The following is an 18427-nucleotide window of genomic DNA, read 5'->3' on the forward strand; positions in this document are numbered from 1 at the left end:
CAGGACGAGAGGGGCGACACGATGAGAACTCCGTACGCGCGGCTGCTGCCGCATCTACTTTTGGCGACCGCGATCACGAGCGTCGCTGGGGCGGCGCAAGCGCAAGACGCGCCGAAGTTCGAGGTCTACGGCTTCGCGCAGGTCGACTTCACTCAGGACTTCATGCGGGTCGACCCGGACTGGGACGACGCTCTGAGGCCCTCGAAGATTCCGACGACCGAAGACACCTTCGGCGACAACGGCCAGACCTCGATCAGCGTCAAGCAGAGCCGGTTCGGCGTGAAGGCGCAGCAGGACATCGCCGGCAAGCCTCTGTTCGTGAAGTTCGAGTTCGACCTGTTCGGGGTCGGCGGCGACGCGGGCCAGACAACCTTCCGCCTTCGCCACGCCTATGGCCAGTGGGGCCCGGTGCTGGCCGGCCAGACCAACAGCGTGTTCATGGACGGCGACATCTTCCCCAACACGATCGAATACTGGGGACCGACGGGCATGGTGTTCGTGCGCACCCCGCAGATCCGCTACACCTTCGCCTCGGGCCAGAGCCAGTTCGCGATCGCGGTCGAAAAGCCCGGCAACGACATCGACGCGGGCAACGTCCGCATCGTCGATCCGACGTTGGGCTCCAACATCCAGGGCGACGAGGAACTGCCCGACCTGACCGGGCACTACCGCTATGCCGGAGACTGGGGGCACGTCCAGCTGGCGGGCATACTGCGCCGCGTCGGCTACGAAACCAAAGGCGCGCCCGACAACGAGCCTTCGTCCCACAAGATGGGCTGGGGCCTGAACCTGACGTCCAACATCAAGGCCGGTCAGAAGGACGTCGTCCATCTGGGCGTGGTCTACGGCGAAGGCATCGCCAGCTACATGAACGACGGCGGCACCGACATGGGGCCCAAGGCCAAGCCCGGGGTCTCGCAGCCGATCGTCGGCGCCCCGCCCGTGCCGCCCGGCTCGCTGTATGGCGACGTGCTGCCGCTGCTGGGCCTGACCGCCTATTACGACCACTACTGGAACGACCAGTGGAGCAGCTCCGTCGGCTGGAGCATGACCAAGGTCGACAACACCAACTTCCAGTCGGCGGACGCCTACCAGACGGGGCAGTACGCCTCGGCCAACGTCCTCTACACGCCCGATCCGCGGATCCTGGTCGGCGCCGAGCTGCTGTGGGGCGAGCGCGAGGACTTCAACGACAACAAGGGCGACGATCTGCGGATCCAGGTGTCCTTCAAGTACAGCTTCTCAAGCAACGATTTCAAATAGTCAGCGACTGGAGGGCAATCCGATGTTGCATCAAAACGCCTCGCGTCGGGACCTCGCCAGAGGTCTCGCGGCCCTGGGTCTCGGCCTCGCCGGGGGCGCCGGACTGGCCGCCGCGCCGGCCTTCGCCCAGCCCAGCGGCGCCGCCGCGGCGGACGCCGCGGTCAAAGCCGCCTACGAGAAGTTCAAGGGTCTGAACGAAGGCAAGAACGCCGACTACATCCCCGCCCTGGCCAAGGTGCCGTCGAACTATTTCGGCATCGCCCTGGCTACCCCGCAGGGGGCCCTGTCGACCGCCGGCGACATCACGCCGACCTTCTCGATCCAGTCGATCTCCAAGGTCTTCACCCTGGCCCTGGTGTTCCAGGAGTCGGGCGAGCAGTTGATCGAAGACAGCATCGGCGTGGACGCCACGGGCCAGGTGTTCAACTCGATCGTCGCGGTGGAGCAATATCGCGGCAAGGAGATGAACCCGCTGGTCAATCCCGGCGCCATCGCCACCACCGGCCTGGTCAAGGGCTCGCCCGAGGAGGTGTGGCGCAAGATCCTGGCGCTGCATTCCGACTTCGCCGGCCGCCAGCTGTCGGTCGACCAGGAGGTCTACAAGTCCGAGGCCGACACCAACCAGCGCAACCGCGCCATCGGCGCCCTGATGTGGGCCTACGAACGGTTCAAGAGCGACCCGGCCGTGGCCACCGACATCTACACGCGCCAGTGCGCCATCGCGGTCAACGCCAAGGACCTGGGCAACATGGCCGCCACCCTGGCCAACGGCGGCAAGAACCCGATCACCAAGAAGCAGGTGATCGATCCCAAGCACGTGGCGCGACTGCTGGCCGTGATGGCCACCGCCGGCCTCTACGACGACAGCGGCAAGTGGCTGTTCCACGCCGGCCTGCCGGCCAAGAGCGGGGTGGGCGGCGGACTGATCGCGGTGTCGCCGGGCAAGTTCGGGATCGGGACCTTCGCCCCGCCGCTCGACGCCGCCGGCAACAGCGTTCGGGGCCAGCGGGCGATCATCGACATCTCCGAAGCCCTGGGCGGCAATCCCTACGACGTAAAGCCGACCTGATCGGTCCGAGGAGTTTTCATGCGACGCGTAACGGATCGACGTCGGGCCAAGCCCGGCGCGGCGTTTCCCCTCGCCTGCGCCGCCGCCGGGTTGATCCTGGCGGCCGGCGCGGGAACGCCGGCCCTGGCTCAGGACGCTGTCTCCACCGCGCCGACACCGCCCCAGGCGGCCAGCGCCGAGACCCTGGCCGCCATGCAGCGCGAGCTCCAGGCCCTCAAGGCCGAGGGCGAGGCGGCCAAGGCGGCCGAGGCGGAACGGACCCGGCGCATCGACGCCCTCGCGGCCCAGCTGTCCTGGGCCGCCGGCGAGGCGCCGCCGGCGCCCGCGGTCCCGCCGCCGGTGGAGATCCAGCGGCTCCAGAACGTCGAGGCCCCCGCGCCGCCGCAGCGCTGGGGCGGCTTCGAGACGGGCAAGGGCCTGGTCCTGATGCGCTCCGACATGGGGGAGGTGGACCTCGGCCTGGTCAGCTACCTCCGCTACCTCAATCAGCACGGGCTGGATAAGGCCTACGTGGACTCGTTCGGGCGGGCCAAGACCATCACGCCACGCGAGGACTTCCAGCTCGCCAAGGTGCAGATCACCGTCCGCGGCTGGCTGTTCGATCCGAGGTTCGGCTACAACGCCTATGCCTGGACCTCGCAGACCGCCCAGGGCCAGGGGGCCCAGGTGGTGCTGGCCGGCAACCTGAACTGGACCTTCAGCGAGGCCCTGCGGGTCTATCTCGGCATCCAGTCGGTGCCGTCGACGCGCTCGACCAACCGGACCTTCCCGTACTGGCTGCGCAACGACAACCGGCCGATCGCCGACGAGTTCTTCCGGGGGTCGTACACCCAGGGCATCTGGGCCGACGGCAAGCTCGCCAAGGGTCTCGAATACCGGGTGATGATCGCCAACAACCTGAGCGCGCTCGGCGTCAACGCCGGCCAGCTCGACGCCAAGCCCAACACCTGGTCGGGGGCCCTGACCTGGATGCCGAGCACCGGCGAGTTCGGCCCGATCAACGGCTTCGGCGACTTCGAGAAGCACGACAGGGTCGCGACCCTGTTCAGCGCCCACTACACGCGCAGCACCGAGACGCCGCAGTCGCAGCCGAACACGGAGTCGATCGAGAACACCCAGCTGCGGCTCTCCGACGGCACCCTGCTGTTCGCGGTGGACGCCTTCAACACGCCGGGCCGGATCACCGAGGCGCGCTACCAGATGCTGGCCCTGAACGCTGGGGTGAAATATGGCGGGTACGCGCTTGAGCTCGAGTACTACACGCGCTGGCTCGACAATTTCAAAGTCAGCGGGATCGTCCCGGTCACCGACCTCAAGGACACCGGCTTCCAGCTCCAGGCCTCGGCCATGCTGATCCCCAAGACCCTGCAGGTCTACCTCTCCGGCTCGAAGATCTTCGGCGAGTACGGCGATCCCTACGACATCGCCGCCGGCGTCAACTACTTCCCGTTCAAGCGCCGGGACATGCGGATCAACGTGATGGGCCTCTACACCGATCGCTCGCCGGTCGGCTACACGGCCTATCCCGTCCCGGTCGGCGGCAACGGGTTCACCTTCGTCTCGGATTTCTCCCTCGCCTTCTAGAGCAGGATGTCGCCGATGCCCCGCCGATCGCTCGCCGCCCTGGGTTTCGTGCTGGCGCTCGGCGCCGGATCCGCCTCGGCGCAGACTCCGAAGGGCTGCCAGTTCAGCGACAGCCACTTCCACCTGACCAACTACATCCAGGAAGGTCCGTCGGCCGGCGAGGTTCTGAAGCTGATGGGCGACCGGGTGTGCCGCACCACCCTGTTCGGCATCCCCCTGCAGCAGGAGTGGTCGTACCGCGAGAGCGGCGACGTGGCGCCGACCTACTATCTCGAGGCCGACGCGCCGCTCTACTACTACTCGTTCACCGACGCGGCGATCGCCCTGGAATATCGCGCGCTGACGCCGGCCCAGCAGAAGCGGGTCGATCCGATGATCACCGGCTTCAACCCGGCCGACATGTACGCCGCCGACCATGTGAAGCGGGTGCTGACCCTGTTCCCCGGGGTGTTCACCGGCATCGGCGAGTTCTCGGTGCACAAGGAGTTCGTCTCGCCCAAGATCGCCGGCGGCGGGGCCAGCCTGACCGACCCGTCGCTGGACCGCCTGCTCGACTTCGCCGGCCAGGTCGGGCTGGTGGTCGTGCTGCACAACGACATGGTCCGGCCCTTCACCAAGGACGCCAAGGTCCGCGGATATTTCGACCAGCTGACGGCGCTCTACGCGCGGCATCCCGACACCACGATCATCTGGGCCCACGCCGGCATGGGGCGGATCATCCAGCCGGTGAAGTCCGAGGCCGCCTATCTGGAAGAGATCCTCGGCAACCCGGCCATGAAGAACGTGATGTTCGACCTGTCGTGGGACGAGGTCGCCAAGTACCTGGTGGCGTCCGACGAGGCGTCGACCCAGGCGGCCGCCCTGATCAACAAATACCCGGACCGTTTCCTGTTCGGCAGCGACGTGGTCGCGCCCCGTTCGCCCGGGCAGTATTTCGCCGTCTACGAGACCTACAAGCCGCTCTGGGCCAAGCTGACGCCCGAGACGCGCGAGAAAGTCCTCAAGGGCAATTACCAGCGTCTTTTCGACGCCGCCCGGGTCAAGGTGAGGGCTTGGGAAAAGGCCAACGTCCGGTGATAGTAGTCCATCGGCCGCGCTTCGGGTGTGGCTATGTCTAGGCTCAGGTCTACACCTGATATGTCTTGCCGCTCCCAGGACCAAACTCCTCCCTGAGTTTGACAGAAAACTGGGAGATCCATCATGGGGCGTTATCTATCGGGCGTCGCGGCCGTCGTCGCGATCGCCGGCGGGCTGGCCCTGGGCGGCTGCGCCACCGAGTCCTACGTCAACGAGCAGGTGGGGGCCGTGAGCGCGCGCGTCGACGCCCTCGACTCCAAGGTCACGGCGTTGTCGAGCCACGTCGACGAGGTGGACAAGACCGCCCAGGCGGCGGGTCAGAAGGCGGACTCCGCCTACACCCTGGCCGAAGGACACCTGGTCCGCACGGTGGTCAGCGAAAGCGACACGATCACCTTCGAGACCGCCAAGTGGGACCTCTCCGACGAAGCCAAGGCGACCCTCACCGCCTTCGCCGACAAGTTGAAGGCCGACAACAAGCGGGTCTTCATCGAGATCGTCGGCGGCGCCGACGCGCGCGGCGACGTCGACAAGAACCGCATCCTCGGCGAAAAGCGCGCCCTGGAAACCCGGCGGTTCCTGTCGAGCCAGGGCATTCCGCTGCACAACATGTCGACGGTCTCCTGGGGCGAGGAGCACGCGACCGGCACGTCGGACGAGGAACTGGCGGCCGCCCGCAAGGTGACCCTGCGCGTCCTGAACTGACGGCGGACGGCGCGCGGGTCCTCCGCGCGCCGTCTCGGGTCTCGCGCGCCCGGCCCTCAGGTCCGCACCGGATATCGAGGCGCGGATGTTCCGGGAAGCCTTGTCCTCCATCGAATCCCCTGGAGGACGAGTATGCGTAGGTTCGAGTTCATGGCCGCGCTCGCGGCGGCCGGCTTTGTTTGCCTGGGCGCGGGCGCCGCCGCCGCGCAGGACGGCCCCTGGAACGGCTTCTATGTCGGCGGCAACATCGGCGCGTCCTGGGGCGACACCACCCTGAGCATGAAGGCGGCGTCCGGCTCCGGCGGAACGGTCATCCCCCCGGGCGACCTTGGCCTGATCAACGCTCCCATCTCGGAAGACGACGACAACGAGTTGGGTTTCACCGGCGGGTTCCAGACCGGCTACAACTACTGGGCGGGCGGCTGGATGCTGGGGCTGGAAACCGACATCAGCTATTTCAACCTCGGCGAGGACCGCAAGAAGACATACCGCTCGGGGCTGGCGATCGCTCCGCCCGTCGACTTCACGATCGAGCAGAAGATGAAGACCGACTGGATCTGGACCCTGCGTCCCCGGATCGGCTTCGCGACCGACACCTGGCTGTTCTACGCCACGGGCGGGGTGGCCGCCTCCGACATCAAGCTGACGACCAAGTACTCCGACACCCGCGCCACGCCGATCACGGGCAACAACGAGGAGTCCGACGTCAAGTTCGGCTGGATCGCGGGCCTGGGCGGCGCCTACGCCCTGAGCGACTACACCTCGGTGCGCGGGGAATGGCTGTACACCGACTTCGGCACGATCAAGTCGCAGGGGACGGTCGGCAGCGGCTACGCCACCCTCAGCTCCGAGGCCGACGCCCGGGGCAACCTCTTCCGGATCGGCTTCGACTACACGTTCTGACGCTCGCCATCCGGGCGATCCGGGTCTCTGCTGAATCCCTTTTTAGGCGACGGCGTCCGATCGGTTGACGATGGGGGCGCCGTCTGCCCTTTTGGCGCGATTAACCGTTGAGCGTCGGTATGTCTGAGTCTGTTGTCGAGCTTCCGTCCAGGCGTCGATTCGTCGTCGCCGCGCCAGCGCCGTTTTCGGTCTAGCGGGAAGCCGGGGGGCGGACATGGCGCAAGCGAGCGCGGCGCGCGCGACAGGGTGGGGATGGACGACGGGGGCGCCGCTGGGCCTGCTGGCCCTGACCCATTTCCTGATGCAGGCCGACCGCAACCTGCCGGCCCTGATCCTGCCTCTGCTCAAGCGGCAGTTCCTGCTCAGCGACACCGCCCTTGGCCTGCTGCAGGGGCCCGCCTTCGTGCTGTTCTTCGTGGCCTCGACCCTGACCCTCGGCCAGTTGGTCGACCGGGCGCCGCAACTGAAGGTGCTGGCCGGCAGCCTGCTGCTGTGGACCCTGGCCGGCGTCGGTTTCGGCCTGGCCCGGACCTGGGAGCAACTGGTCCTGTGCCGGCTGATGCTGGGTCTCTGCCAGGCTCTGGTCCAGCCCGCCGCCCTGTCGCTGATCGTGGCGCTGACCCCCGCCCGGGATGTCGGCCGCTCGATCTCGGTGTTCACCACCGGCTCGGCCCTGGGGCGCAGCGGGGCGATGCTGCTGGGCGGCGCGCTGCTGGCCTGGAGCGCCTCGCCGCTGGTGCGGTCGGTGTTCCCCGGGCTGGAGGCCTGGCGCGTGCTGTTCTTCCTCAGCGTCCTGCCCAACCTGCTGGCCGCTGCGGGGCTGCTGGCCGTCGACGGCCGCAAGCCGGGCCCGGCGACGGACCAGGCCCCGGTCCGGCGGCCCTCCATGCTGTCGGCCCTGGAGCAGATGCGGGCCCGGCCGGCGACGTTCGGCGCGCACCTGCTGGCGGCCGGCTGCGTCATCGTGCTGATCCAGGCGGCCAGCGCCTGGCTGCCCACCCTGCTGCAGCGCGAGCTGGCCGTGTCGCCGGCCCAGAGCGGCCTGATCAGCGGCCTGATCGTCCTGATCGGCGCGCCCCTGGGCCACTTGAGCGGCGGGGCCCTGACCGACCTCTGCCGCCGCGCCGGACGTCCGCCCGCCCTGGTGATCGTCGCGGCCCTGGCGCTGTGCGTGGTCGGCGCGGGCCTGCTGTGCCTGGTCCCGACCCTGGCTTCGCTGAGCCTCGGCTTCTTCATGCTGACCGTGTTCGGCGGCGCGGCGGCGGTGGTGTTCCTGGCCATGTACCAGCCGATGCTGACCGCCGCCCACGGGGCCTCGAACGCCGTGTTCTTCGCGGCCACCACCCTGATCGGCGTCGGCCTGGGCCCGCCGGTCATCGGCGTGCTCAGCGACCGGGTGTTCGGACCCGGCCAACTGGGCAAGGCGCTGTTCTGCACCACCCTGGCGGCCGGTCTGGCTGCCTCGGTGCTAGCCTGGGGCGGCCGTCGGGCCTGGGTAAGCGCTGTCGACGCCGCCCAGGCGGGATCTTCGAAAGAAACGACGGGACTCGATGGCTGAGCAGTTCATGCAGTTCGCGTCCGAGCCCGACGGGGCCGGCCTGGAGGTCTATCGCGAGCTCTACGCCTCGGGCGCCGACGTGACGGGCCTGGACGGCGCGTTCTTCGCCGAGGTCACGGGCTGGCGCCTGGCCGGGATCCTGCTGTTCGACCGCCGCCTGGCCGGCGTGGCCCACGAGCGCTCGGCCGAACGCGTGCGCCGCGACCAGTTCGACCACTTCACGGTCCAGTCGGTCGTCGAGGGGAGGTTCGAGGTCGACAGCGGCGACGGCTTCGTCGCGGTGGCCCCCGGCCAGATCGCCCTGCTGGACATGACCCGCCCGATGCGGAACCGGGCGACCGCCACCCGGCTGATCACCGCCAGCGTCTCGCGCGAGGTGCTGCAGGCCTCGCTGGGCGCGACCGGGGGCCTGCACGGCCGGATCATCGACCAGGACAAGGCTTTGCTGCTGGCCGACTACATGAAGTCGCTGGCCGCCCGCGCGCCCGAGATCGGCGAGGCGGACCTGCCGGCCGTGTCGCGGGCCTTCATCGACCTGCTGACCGTGGCGGCCGGCAGCGTCGAGTTGAGCCGGGGCGCGGACCTGCGCCGGCTGGAGTTCGCCCGCCGGGAGTCGGTCAAGCGCTTCATAGAGGCCAATCTGGCGGCCGACCTGACGGCCGATGCGATCTGCGAGGCCACCGGCGTGTCGCGCGCCACCCTCTACCGCATCTTCCAGCCGGACGGCGGGATCGGCGGCGCGATCCAGGCCCGACGCCTGGTGCGGCTGCGCGCGGCGCTGGGCGATCCGGCCGACGAGCGCCCGCTGGCCGACATCGCCCAGGTCTGCGGCTTCAAGTCGGAGAGCCACATGGGCCGGCTGTTCCGCAAGGCGTTCGCGGCCAGCCCGGGCGAGTACCGCCGGCAGGTCCGCGCCGCCACCTCGGCCTCCGAGCGGGCCGAGCTGTCGCGGCGGCGCTGGGACGCGCTGATGGGCGAGATCACCTGAACGCCCTTGCGGCGACGCCGTTGGGCGGCATAGATGGTAGCGTTATCATTCGCCAAGGAATGAAACTGGGAGGACGCATGGGGATCGCGGGAATCGACGGCGTCGGGCGACGCCGGGGGCTTTGGGCGCGCTGGATCGCGCCGCTTGCCTTCGCCGTGGCGACGGCGGGCGCGGCCCAGGCCGCGACGCCGGTGAAGATGGCCCTGACCTTCGACGACCTGCCCAACCACAGCGCCCTGCCGCCGGGCGTCAGCCGCATCGACGTGGCGGGCCGGCTGCTGGCCGCCTTCCACGACGCGGGCACGGGGCCGGTCTACGGCTTCGTCAACGGCGTGGGCGAGGAGCGCGAGCCGGACTCGGTGGGCGTGCTGTCGCTGTGGCGCGCGGCGGGCCATCCGCTGGCCAACCACACCTGGTCGCACATCAATCTGAACGACAATCCGGTCGAGGTCTGGGAAGCCGATCTCGTGCGCAACGAGCCGCTGCTGCAAAAGCACATGGCCGGCGGGGACTGGCGTTGGCTGCGCTATCCGTTCCTGGCCGAGGGCGAGCATACCCCGGGCAAGCACGCCGAAGTCCGCAAGATGCTGAAGGCGCGAGGCTACAGGATCGCCAGCGTGACCATGAGCTTCGGCGACTACGCCTGGAACGAGCCCTACGCCCGCTGCATGGCCAAGGGCGACGCGGCGGCGGTGGCCGTGCTTGAGGCCAGCTACCTGAAGGCCGCCAAGGACAGCCTGGACTTCGAACGCGGCCTGTCGGCCACGCTGTACGGCCGCGACATCCCCTACGTGCTGCTGATGCACGCCGGCGCCTTCGACGCCCGGATGATGCCGCGGCTGCTGGCGATGTATCGCGAGAACGGCGTGACCTTCGTCGGCCTGGAGGAGGCCGAGCGCGACAAGTTCTATGCCGCCGACTTCAAGACCGAAGCGACCGACGTGCCGACCACGCTCGAGAACGCCATGAAGGCCAAGGGCCTGCCGCTCCCGCCGCAAGCCCCCGCCTGGGGCGGGGCCGACCTCGACAAGATGTGCCGATAACGGGGCTACGCGCCCGGTTCCTCCGACCAAGGTCGGGGTCCAGGTGAAACACAGACTCGCCCAGGATGGCCTTGGCGATCGAAACAGGAGTTGCTCATGACCCCCCTCATCCGCGACGCCGGGATCGATCGCCGCCGCCTGCTGGTCAGCGGCGCGGCGACCATCGGGACCTTGGCCGTCCCGATGGTCGCCTGCGCCGCCGACACCGCCTCCGAGACCGTGGAGATCCAGGTCGCCGAGGGGCGGCTGCGCGGCGTGAGGTCGGGCGGCGTCGACGCCTACAAGGGCGTGCCGTACGGGGCCAGCGTCTCGGGGGCGGCTCGCTTCAAGCCGGCCAAGCCGGCCGCGCCCTGGAGCGGGGTGCGGGACGCCACCAAGCTCGGCACGCCCTCGCTGCAGGACGCCAGCACGGTCTACGGCGTCAACGAGCCCGCGCCCGGCGAGGACTGCCTGGTGCTGAACCTCTGGACTCCGGCCGGCGGCGGCCCTGGGCGTTCTGGGGGCAAGCCGGTGATGGTCTACAGCCACGGCGGCGGCTACACGACCGGCTCCGGCGGCAGCACCGCCCAGGACGGCGCGATGCTGGCCCGCGAGCACGACGTGGTGGTGATCGCCACCAACCATCGCCTGGGCGTGCTGGGTTATCTGTATCTGGGCGAACTGGGCGGGGCCGAATACGCCGGCTCGGGCAATCAGGGCCTGTCCGACATCGTGCTGGCCCTGAAGTGGGTGCAGCGGAACATCGCCGCGTTCGGCGGCGATCCGAACAACGTGACGATCTTCGGCGAGTCCGGCGGCGGGGCCAAGACCTCGTGCCTCTACGCCATGCCCTCGGTCGCGCCGCTGTTCTCCAAGGCCATTATCCAGAGCGGCCCGGTGGTGCGGGTGACCACCCCGGACGTCGCCGCCCAGACGACGCGGATGTTCCTGGAGCAGCTGGGCATCGCCCCGGCCGATTGGCGCAAGGTGCTGGACGTGCCCGCGCCCCAGATCCTGGCCGCCCAGAAGGCGCTGAACGCCAAGGTGAAGAGCGACAGCGGCGGCTGGCGAGGCATCCAGTCGCTGACCCCCGGCACGTACGGCCCCATCGTCGACGGCGACCTGCTGCCGCATCATCCGTTCGACCCGACCGCCCCGGCCAGCGCCGCCGACAAGCCGCTGATCATCGGCTGGATGGACAAGGAGTCCGCGTTCTTCGCCTGGACCTCCAAGGACGTCGAGGCCTTCCGGCTGGACGAGGCGGGGCTGAAGGCGCGGCTGTCGGCGAGGCTCGGCGACAAGACCCAGGCGGCGATCGACACCCTGCGGGCCGCTCGCCCCGGCGCGACGCCCAGCGACCTCTATTTCGCGGCCACCAGCTACTACGCGATGGGCGCGGGCTCGGTGGTCACCGCCGAGCGCAAGGTCGCCCAGGGCCGGGCGCCGGTCTATGTCTACAACATCGCCTATCGCTCGAACCGCAAGATGGACGGGACCGACATCGAGCTGGGGGCCATGCACGCGGCCGACATCCCGCTGGTGTTCAACACCGTGGCCTCGCCCACCACCCTGGCCGGCGACCGCGCCGACCGGTTCGCGGCGGCGAAGAACATCAGCACCATGTGGGCCAACTTCGCCCGCACGGGAAAGCCGAGCGCGCCGGGGCAGCCGGCGTGGCCGGCCTACGACCTGAAGACACGGCCGACGATGGTGCTGGACGTGGCCTGCACCGTGGTCCCGAACCGGTTCGGAGCGGAGCGCAAGCTGTTGGCGCAGATGGATCCGGTGACGGCGGGATAGACGCCGCCTCTCCCCCCGTCCGTCATCCTCGGAACAAGTCCGAGGATGACGGTCGATAGGGGGATAGGGTGACGCCAAACCCTACCGCCCCTTCTCCTTGCTCAGCGCCGCAGCCGCGTTGACCAGCTGGATGTAGCTGGCGCCGACGTTGATCACGTACTCGTTCTCGCCCCAGAAGAACGGCCAGTCCTCCTTGTTCTCGGGGAAGTCCGGCTTGACGATCAGTTCGCCCGGCACCACGCCGCCGGCGATGAAGCTGAAGTCGGCGCGGTTGTTGCCGTAGGCCACTTCCTTCGACACCGTGCCGACCGCCGAGACCATCGAGATGTCCGAGCCCGGATGGGTCCCGTACAGATAGTTCAGCGAACGGAACACCGCCTCGCCGTCGATGATCTCCGGGAAGGCCTTGTGCAGGGCCCAGTGGGTCAGGCCGAACTCGGCCACCCCGCCGCTGCCGGCCCAGCCGCCCATGGCGATCGGCACGCCGAACGGGTTCTCGGCGGCGATCTTGTCGCTGGCGGCCTTGTAGGCCCGCACCGCCGGCTCCATCCGCGCCTTGAAGGCCGGCGGCATGAACGGGACGGCCCGGGCGGCGAGGTCGGCGTTCTGGATGAAGCGGGCCTGGACCTTGGGCCACAGCTCGTCGATCCGCGCGGCGTATTTCGGGTCCTTGGTGGCGATCAGCAGCTCGACGGCGGCGCTGAACTCCTCGTCGACGATGTCGCCGCCGGTGGTGTTGCCGTGGTGGAAGAGGTCGGGGGCGTGGGAATGCTCCTCGTCCCAGACCCGTTGGGCGGTGGCCAGGCAGTCGTCGGCCAGGGCGTCGCGATAGCCGCGCAGGGCCCGGCTGGCCGCCGCCAGGGCGGCGATCGAGCCGTAGTTCAGCGGGGTGGACTTGCTGGTGAAGGCCCAGCGGTCGTCCTTGGCCCCGCTGCGCCCGCCCTTGACCTCGTCGGGACCCAGGCCGGCGTCATAGACCAGGCCGTCGGTCTTGGTCACCGCGTCGCCCAGGTGGGTGTACTGGCCGACGTCCGGCTCGACGATGCCGTGGATCGCGTGGCCCACGGCCTTGTGCTGGGCCAGCAGCTGCAGCGTGCCGTGCTCGATCTGCTGCAGCATGTCGGGCGTCCCGTCGGGGACGTGGATCTCGACGTGCCGCCGCTTCTGGTCGACCGAGGTCTCGTCGCGGGTCAGGTGGAACTGCTCCCAGGTGTCGACCAGGCTGCGCACGACCGCGTAGTGAGTCTGGGTGCGGATGTCGAAATCGCCCGCGTCGAACCAGCCGCCGACGTTCAGGCCGGGCATGTGCTCCATCGGCTTGAACGGCGTGTCGGTGGTCGGGCCCTGGCGGTAGAGGTCGATGTGCTCGTGGTTCAGCGGGGCCTGCAGGGCGTCGTCGCGGTGGCTGTCGCCGTGCCAGACCCGGTAGGCCTCGTTGACGAACATGTGGTCCATGGCGACCGGGAAATAGACGTCCAGGGTCGGATGCCAGGCGTCGTCATAGAGCGCCGGATCGATGCGGAACGGCGCGGTGCGCCGGCCGGCGTATTCGATCACATAAAGGCCCGGGGTCTTCACCGACGAGAAGTCGAACGGGGCGTAGGCGTAGCGCAGCCAGGGCGTCCAGGCCCCCAGCGGCGCGGTCAGCGCCGGGGTGAAGGCGCCGGTCTCGCTCACCCGCAGCAGCCTGGCCCGGGCCTTGGGCGGATCGGCCGGATCGCGCTCGACGATCGCCACCTTCTTCTGGCCCGGCGCATAGCCCAGTTGCGAGTGGGCGATCGACGGCGGACGGACCCAGTCGGGCAGGGCGTTGGCCGAGACGGTCCACTCGACCACCCGGCCCGTCTTGCCGGCGGGGATGGGCGCGCGCAGCACGTACCAACCGTTCTGGGCCTGGTTGCGGCCGTCGTACAGCGACAGGGGGGCGCCGGTCGCGCCGCTGATCGTGATCCGCCGCGCGGGGTCCTCCGGGGCCAGAACGAAGCGGCCGGCCGTGACCAAGGGCAGGGGCTCGGCCCGACCTTCTGGACCGCTGGCCGCCGCCATCGGGCCGCTGGGATACAGCGGGAAGCTTCCCGGCTTGCCGTCGGCCAGGAAGGTCTTGCGGAAATAGGCCGAGGGCAGGACCTCGAGATTGAAGCCGGCCTTGCCCTCCAGGGCGGCGGGCAGGGGCTTGTCGAGGTTGACGCTGATCGTGAAGGCCTCGCCGCGCGGCTCGACCCGGATCGTGTAGCGGAAGTCCTGGCCGACGAACTCCAAGGTCGCGGTGATCACGCCGGTGGCCGTATCGACCTTGCGCTCGACCAGCTTGGCCATCGGGTCCCACTGGCCCGGCGTGGGGCTCAGCCGCACGTCGCCGTTGGTGACGGTGCGGACCCCGTGATGGATCAGTTCGACCCCGCTCATCTTGGCGTCGTTGAACAGGTCCTCGGAGCCGTTGCTGAACACCAGGACGTTCAGGCCGCGGGTCTCGAAATAGTCCTTGGCGTTGAGCTTGAGAGCGGCGGCCGCCGGCTTGGAGGGCGGGGCGGCCGTCTGGGCCAGGGCGGCGGGCGCGGCGCCGACCATCAGGCTCGCGGCCAGCGCGACGGCCCCCAGGGACCGCGACAGAACTTCCATGGTGCTCTCCTCCCATCCTGGATGTGTCTCCAGGTTCGGCGGCAGCTTTCCCGTGTCGCGGGTCGAGCGTCAACGCACTTTTGTTACCGGTCCCATATTTCTTTGGAGGCAGCGATCCATCGCGGTGGAAGCGAAAAAATCGGGGCCGCCATCCAGGATGGCGGCCCCGTGAGGGATCCACGGGCGGATTGAGCAAGCGGACAAGAGCGCGCCGGCTCTCAAAGCCAAGATAGCGGTAACATTCTTCGAGGTTGCGTCAACGGGATTTCTCTCGTCGCGCCACGCCAGGAAGGTGGGGACCTTGCGTTCGGTCGAGTTTCCGCTGCGTCAAGGTAGAGCTTGATTTCAGGCCTGACGCGGAGATTGCCGAGGGCGGGCTGTGTCCGAGCCGCAACAATCGATACGCCTTGTGAAAAAGGCGTTTGCGTCAAAAAAGCGGCAATCCGCTTATTTCGTCAGGGTTTGGTGTCATTTGTATGAGAAATGGGCCGGTACAGCGCTGTCAAAATCGTTTTTGGGTCGCTTGACCGCTTTCGTGGACTGATGTTACCGCTAACGCAGTCGCCGATATTCGGTCATTTTTGATAAGAATCTCAAAAATGGCCGGCCAACCTTGTCGGCGCCGAAACAAAAAAACCAAGCCCCTCGGTAGGGGCGACTTGTGCGGGGAAACGGCTATGAAGCGACTACGTCGTCTGAACACTTCTGCGTCTTTGATAGCGCTGTCCATGGCGATCTTCGCCGGCGGTCACGCCCAGGCCCAGAGCAACAACGACAGCAGCACGGTCGATGAGATCGTGGTCACCGGCATCCGCGCCTCGCTCGAGCGCGCGATGGACATCAAGCGCAACAACAGCGGCGTCGTCGACGCCATCTCGGCCGAAGACATCGGCAAGTTCCCCGACACCAACCTGGCTGAATCGCTGCAACGCGTTCCCGGCGTGTCGATCGACCGCTCGAACGGCGAAGGCTCGCAGGTCACGGTCCGCGGCTTCGGCGGCGGCTTCAACCTGGTGACGCTGAACGGCCGCACCATGCCCACGGCCAACGTCTCCACCGTCGGCGGCGACCAGTCGGCCGACTTCCAGACCGGCACCAGCCGCTCGTTCGACTTCTCGAACATCGCCTCCGAAGGCGTCTCGACCCTGGAAGTCTACAAGACCGGCCGCGCGGGCATCCCGTCGGGCGGCATCGGCGCGACGATCAACGTCAAGACCCGCCGTCCGTTGGACGCGCGCGAAAGCGGCCTCTCGGGCAGCATCGGCGCCAAGGCCGTCTACGACACCAGCATGGACGAGAAGCTGGAAGACGCATCCAAGTTCACCCCGGAAGTCTCCGGCCTGCTGAACTGGACCGACGCGGACGAAAAGTTCGGCGTCATGCTGTTCGGCAGCTATCAGAAGCGCAACTTCACCAGCCGCAGCGTCACGTCGAACGACTGGAACATCCGTACCTATGCGGACTTCCTCAACCCGTCCAACGGCTTCGTCCGCAACGGCGGCGCGACCCAGATCACCAACGGCCCCGCCAGCGGCACGACCCTGGTGGCGATCCCCAACGACAGCCGCTACCACTTCTCGCAAGGCAACCGCGAGCGCATCAACGGCCAGGCGACCGTGCAATGGCGCCCGACCGAGAACATCCTGATCACCGCCGACGGCCTGTACGCCCAGAACAAGTCGTTCGAACGCCGCAACGACCAGACCAACTGGTTCAACCGTCCGTTCGACAAGGTGACCTTCGACAACAATCCGACCGTCGCCACCGCCGTCTTCCTGCAGGAAACCCTCAGCGGGACGAAGGACACGGGCTTCGAGCAGCAATATCGCGCCAACAAGGACGAGCTGCAGTCGTTCGGCCTGAACGGTGTCTGGGACGTCAACGACCGCTTCAAGATCTCCGTGGACGGCCACGTCTCCAAGGCGTCGAGCGATCCCGACGCCCCGAACGGCACCAGCTCGACCTCGGTCAGCATCGGCGCGCCGATCATCTCGTCGCACTCGGTGGACTATAGCGGCAAGGTCCCGGTCCAGGCCGTGACGATCAACGACGCCCTGCCGCGCGGCGACGGCAACGGCGTGCTCAGCATCGGCGACCTGGGCAGCCAGGTGGCGCGGACCTCGGCCCAGAGCCAGGACCAGAAGATCAAGGAATTCCGCGCCGACGCGTCCTATGATCTGGACGACAACGGCAGCAAGTTCGACTTCGGCTTCGACTACCGCAACTCGAAGATGAAGCAGGCCGCGATCAACACCCAGCAGGACCTGGGCAGCTGGGGCATCTCGAACCCGCGCGACGTGCAGCAGTACGCCGGCAGCCTGGTCAAGCAATTCTGCATGTCCTGCCGCTTCGACGACTTCGATCTCAAGCAAAGCGGCGCGGGCCTGGTGGCCTTCCGGGCCGACGCGATCGACCTCTACAACGCCCTGTCGAAGCCCTATGTCGCGCTCGGCAATGCGGTGGGCGTCACCAGCCAGGACGACAACCGCGTCGAAGAAGACGTCTGGGGCGTCTATGGCCAGCTGACCTGGAATGGCGAACTGGCGGGTCGCCGGGCCAGCATGGTCGCCGGCGTGCGCTACGAGGAAACCAAGTCGGAATCCGTGTCGCTGATCCGCACGCCCCAGGCCATCGTCTGGACCGCCGACAACGACTTCCGCGTCGACACGACGACCACGTACTCGCCCATCTCGGGCAAGAACAAGTACACCAACCTGCTGCCCGCCCTGGACTTCCAGGTGGACCTGGTCGAGGACGTGGTGGGGCGCTTCTCGTTCAGCCGCACGATCGCGCGGCCGGACTACGGCAACCTGTTCGCCTCGGTCTCGGCCCAGGCGCCGAACCGCCCGATCGCCAACGGGGCCATCGCCCTGGGCACGCGCGGCAACCCGGAACTGCAGCCGCTGATCTCGGACAACTTCGACGTCTCGGTCGAGTGGTACTACAAGCCCAGCAGCTATATCTCGGCCGGCTTCTTCGAGAAGCGCGTTAACAACTTCGTGGGCACGGGCACCTTCAACCAGAGCCTGTTCGGTCTGCGTGACGCCAGCTCCGGCGTCGCTGGAACCCGGTCGGGCGACGCCCGCGCCTCTCTGACGACGATCGGCGCCAACCAGACCGACGTGAACCTGTTCACGATGACCTCGCTGATCCAGACCACGGGTTCGGTCGCGGCCGCCACGGCCGTGTTCCAGGCCAATCGTGGTGTGAACGGCGACCTCAACCAAGCCTTCGTCGACCAGGTCCTGGCCGCGACGGACGTGTCGCCCAACGCCGCCGATCCGCTGTACAGCTTCCAGGTCGCCCAGCCGATCAACAACAAGACCGGCAAGATCCACGGCTTCGAATTCGCTGTTCAGCACTTCTTCGGTGAAAGCGGCTTCGGGGTTTCGGGCGCCTACACCCTGGTGCGCGGCGACGTCGGCTTCGACATCGCTTCCGACCCGGGCCAGGATCAGTTCGCCCTGCTGGGTCTGAGCGACACGGCCGCCGCCACCCTGATCTACGACAAGAACGGGGTCTCGGCGCGGCTGACCTACAACTGGCGCGACAAGTTCCTGCAAGCCACCAACCGCGGCGGCTCGCGCAACCCGGTGTTCGTCGCCCCGTTCGCCCAGGTCGACTTCAACGTCAGCTACGATGTGACGCCAAGTCTGGCGATCTCGCTGGAAGGCATCAACCTGCTGAACGAGAGCCTGCGCACCTATGCTCGCGACGAAAACGAGCTGTGGTACGCGCAGGAACTGGACCGCCGCTTCCTGCTCGGAGCGCGCTACAAGTTCTAAGGGGGCGAAAGCCATGGTCGGGTCTTCGGGCCCGACCTAGGTCGGGGGAAGGGC

The 18427-nt window shown here is 68.1% G+C and carries 12 protein-coding genes; 11 read left to right on the forward strand and 1 reads right to left on the reverse strand.

The genetic code is table 11. The annotated features are described in order from the left end of the window. The first annotated feature begins 21 nt into the window (after positions 1-21). From AC1DMQ_RS00765 to AC1DMQ_RS00810, 10 genes are all read left to right on the forward strand, one after another. The gene (locus AC1DMQ_RS00765) at positions 22-1263 is read left to right on the forward strand and encodes a DcaP family trimeric outer membrane transporter (protein ID WP_477031638.1); all 1242 of its coding nucleotides are present in this window, start codon (positions 22-24) and stop codon (positions 1261-1263) included. Positions 1264-1285: 22 nt separating this feature from the next. After that, the gene (glsA, locus tag AC1DMQ_RS00770) at positions 1286-2332 is read left to right on the forward strand and encodes a glutaminase A (protein WP_477031639.1); all 1047 of its coding nucleotides are present in this window, start codon (positions 1286-1288) and stop codon (positions 2330-2332) included. Between the two features lie 18 nt (positions 2333-2350). Continuing rightward, positions 2351-3916: a hypothetical protein gene (locus AC1DMQ_RS00775; RefSeq protein WP_477031640.1), complete on the forward strand. Its 1566-nt coding sequence runs from the start codon at positions 2351-2353 to the stop codon at positions 3914-3916. 15 nt (positions 3917-3931) lie between these two features. Continuing rightward, positions 3932-4993 carry an amidohydrolase family protein gene (locus AC1DMQ_RS00780; protein WP_477031641.1) on the forward strand — a complete coding sequence of 354 codons (1062 nt, stop codon included), beginning with the start codon at positions 3932-3934 and terminating at the stop codon, positions 4991-4993. A gap of 123 nt (positions 4994-5116) precedes the next feature. Then, positions 5117-5698, forward strand: a complete 582-nt coding sequence (locus tag AC1DMQ_RS00785; protein WP_477031642.1) for an OmpA family protein — start codon at positions 5117-5119, stop codon at positions 5696-5698. 132 nt (positions 5699-5830) lie between these two features. Next, entirely contained in the window at positions 5831-6601 is a 771-nt protein-coding gene (locus AC1DMQ_RS00790) for an outer membrane protein (RefSeq protein WP_477031643.1), read from the forward strand. Between the two features lie 214 nt (positions 6602-6815). Continuing rightward, complete coding sequence (locus AC1DMQ_RS00795; protein ID WP_477031644.1) at positions 6816-8159, forward strand: MFS transporter; 1344 nt, start codon at positions 6816-6818, stop codon at positions 8157-8159. Next, on the forward strand, positions 8152-9147 hold the full coding sequence (locus AC1DMQ_RS00800; protein WP_477031645.1) for a helix-turn-helix domain-containing protein: 996 nt from the start codon (positions 8152-8154) through the stop codon (positions 9145-9147). Before AC1DMQ_RS00795 ends, AC1DMQ_RS00800 begins: the two co-directional genes overlap by 8 nt. 77 nt (positions 9148-9224) lie before the next feature. Next, the gene (locus tag AC1DMQ_RS00805) at positions 9225-10190 is read left to right on the forward strand and encodes a polysaccharide deacetylase family protein (protein ID WP_477031646.1); all 966 of its coding nucleotides are present in this window, start codon (positions 9225-9227) and stop codon (positions 10188-10190) included. Positions 10191-10286: 96 nt separating this feature from the next. Beyond that, positions 10287-11969, forward strand: a complete 1683-nt coding sequence (locus AC1DMQ_RS00810) for a carboxylesterase/lipase family protein (protein ID WP_477031647.1) — start codon at positions 10287-10289, stop codon at positions 11967-11969. 81 nt (positions 11970-12050) lie between these two features. On the opposite strand, the gene AC1DMQ_RS00815 is transcribed toward AC1DMQ_RS00810, so the two are convergent. Beyond that, on the reverse strand, positions 12051-14588 hold the full coding sequence (locus AC1DMQ_RS00815; protein WP_477031648.1) for a glycoside hydrolase family 9 protein: 2538 nt from the start codon (positions 14586-14588) through the stop codon (positions 12051-12053). Positions 14589-15265: 677 nt separating this feature from the next. Between AC1DMQ_RS00815 and AC1DMQ_RS00820 the strand changes: the two genes are divergently transcribed. Then, positions 15266-18373: a TonB-dependent receptor gene (locus tag AC1DMQ_RS00820; RefSeq protein WP_477031649.1), complete on the forward strand. Its 3108-nt coding sequence runs from the start codon at positions 15266-15268 to the stop codon at positions 18371-18373. Positions 18374-18427 lie beyond the last annotated feature (54 nt).

The sequence above is a fragment of the Caulobacter sp. 05L422 genome, from assembly GCF_056397765.1.

Bases quoted from the DNA above. Each gene is read 5' to 3' on its own strand.
- AC1DMQ_RS00780 (WP_477031641.1), top strand. From the start codon at position 3,932: ATGCCCCGCCGATCGCTCGCCGCCCTGGGTTTCGTGCTGGCGCTCGGC.
- AC1DMQ_RS00800 (WP_477031645.1), top strand. From the start codon at position 8,152: ATGGCTGAGCAGTTCATGCAGTTCGCGTCCGAGCCCGACGGGGCCGGC.
- AC1DMQ_RS00820 (WP_477031649.1), top strand. From the start codon at position 15,266: ATGAAGCGACTACGTCGTCTGAACACTTCTGCGTCTTTGATAGCGCTG.
- AC1DMQ_RS00765 (WP_477031638.1), top strand. From the start codon at position 22: ATGAGAACTCCGTACGCGCGGCTGCTGCCGCATCTACTTTTGGCGACC.
- AC1DMQ_RS00790 (WP_477031643.1), top strand. From the start codon at position 5,831: ATGCGTAGGTTCGAGTTCATGGCCGCGCTCGCGGCGGCCGGCTTTGTT.
- AC1DMQ_RS00785 (WP_477031642.1), top strand. From the start codon at position 5,117: ATGGGGCGTTATCTATCGGGCGTCGCGGCCGTCGTCGCGATCGCCGGC.
- glsA (WP_477031639.1), top strand. From the start codon at position 1,286: ATGTTGCATCAAAACGCCTCGCGTCGGGACCTCGCCAGAGGTCTCGCG.
- AC1DMQ_RS00805 (WP_477031646.1), top strand. From the start codon at position 9,225: ATGGGGATCGCGGGAATCGACGGCGTCGGGCGACGCCGGGGGCTTTGG.
- AC1DMQ_RS00795 (WP_477031644.1), top strand. From the start codon at position 6,816: ATGGCGCAAGCGAGCGCGGCGCGCGCGACAGGGTGGGGATGGACGACG.
- AC1DMQ_RS00815 (WP_477031648.1), bottom strand. From the start codon at position 14,588: ATGGAAGTTCTGTCGCGGTCCCTGGGGGCCGTCGCGCTGGCCGCGAGC.
- AC1DMQ_RS00775 (WP_477031640.1), top strand. From the start codon at position 2,351: ATGCGACGCGTAACGGATCGACGTCGGGCCAAGCCCGGCGCGGCGTTT.
- AC1DMQ_RS00810 (WP_477031647.1), top strand. From the start codon at position 10,287: ATGACCCCCCTCATCCGCGACGCCGGGATCGATCGCCGCCGCCTGCTG.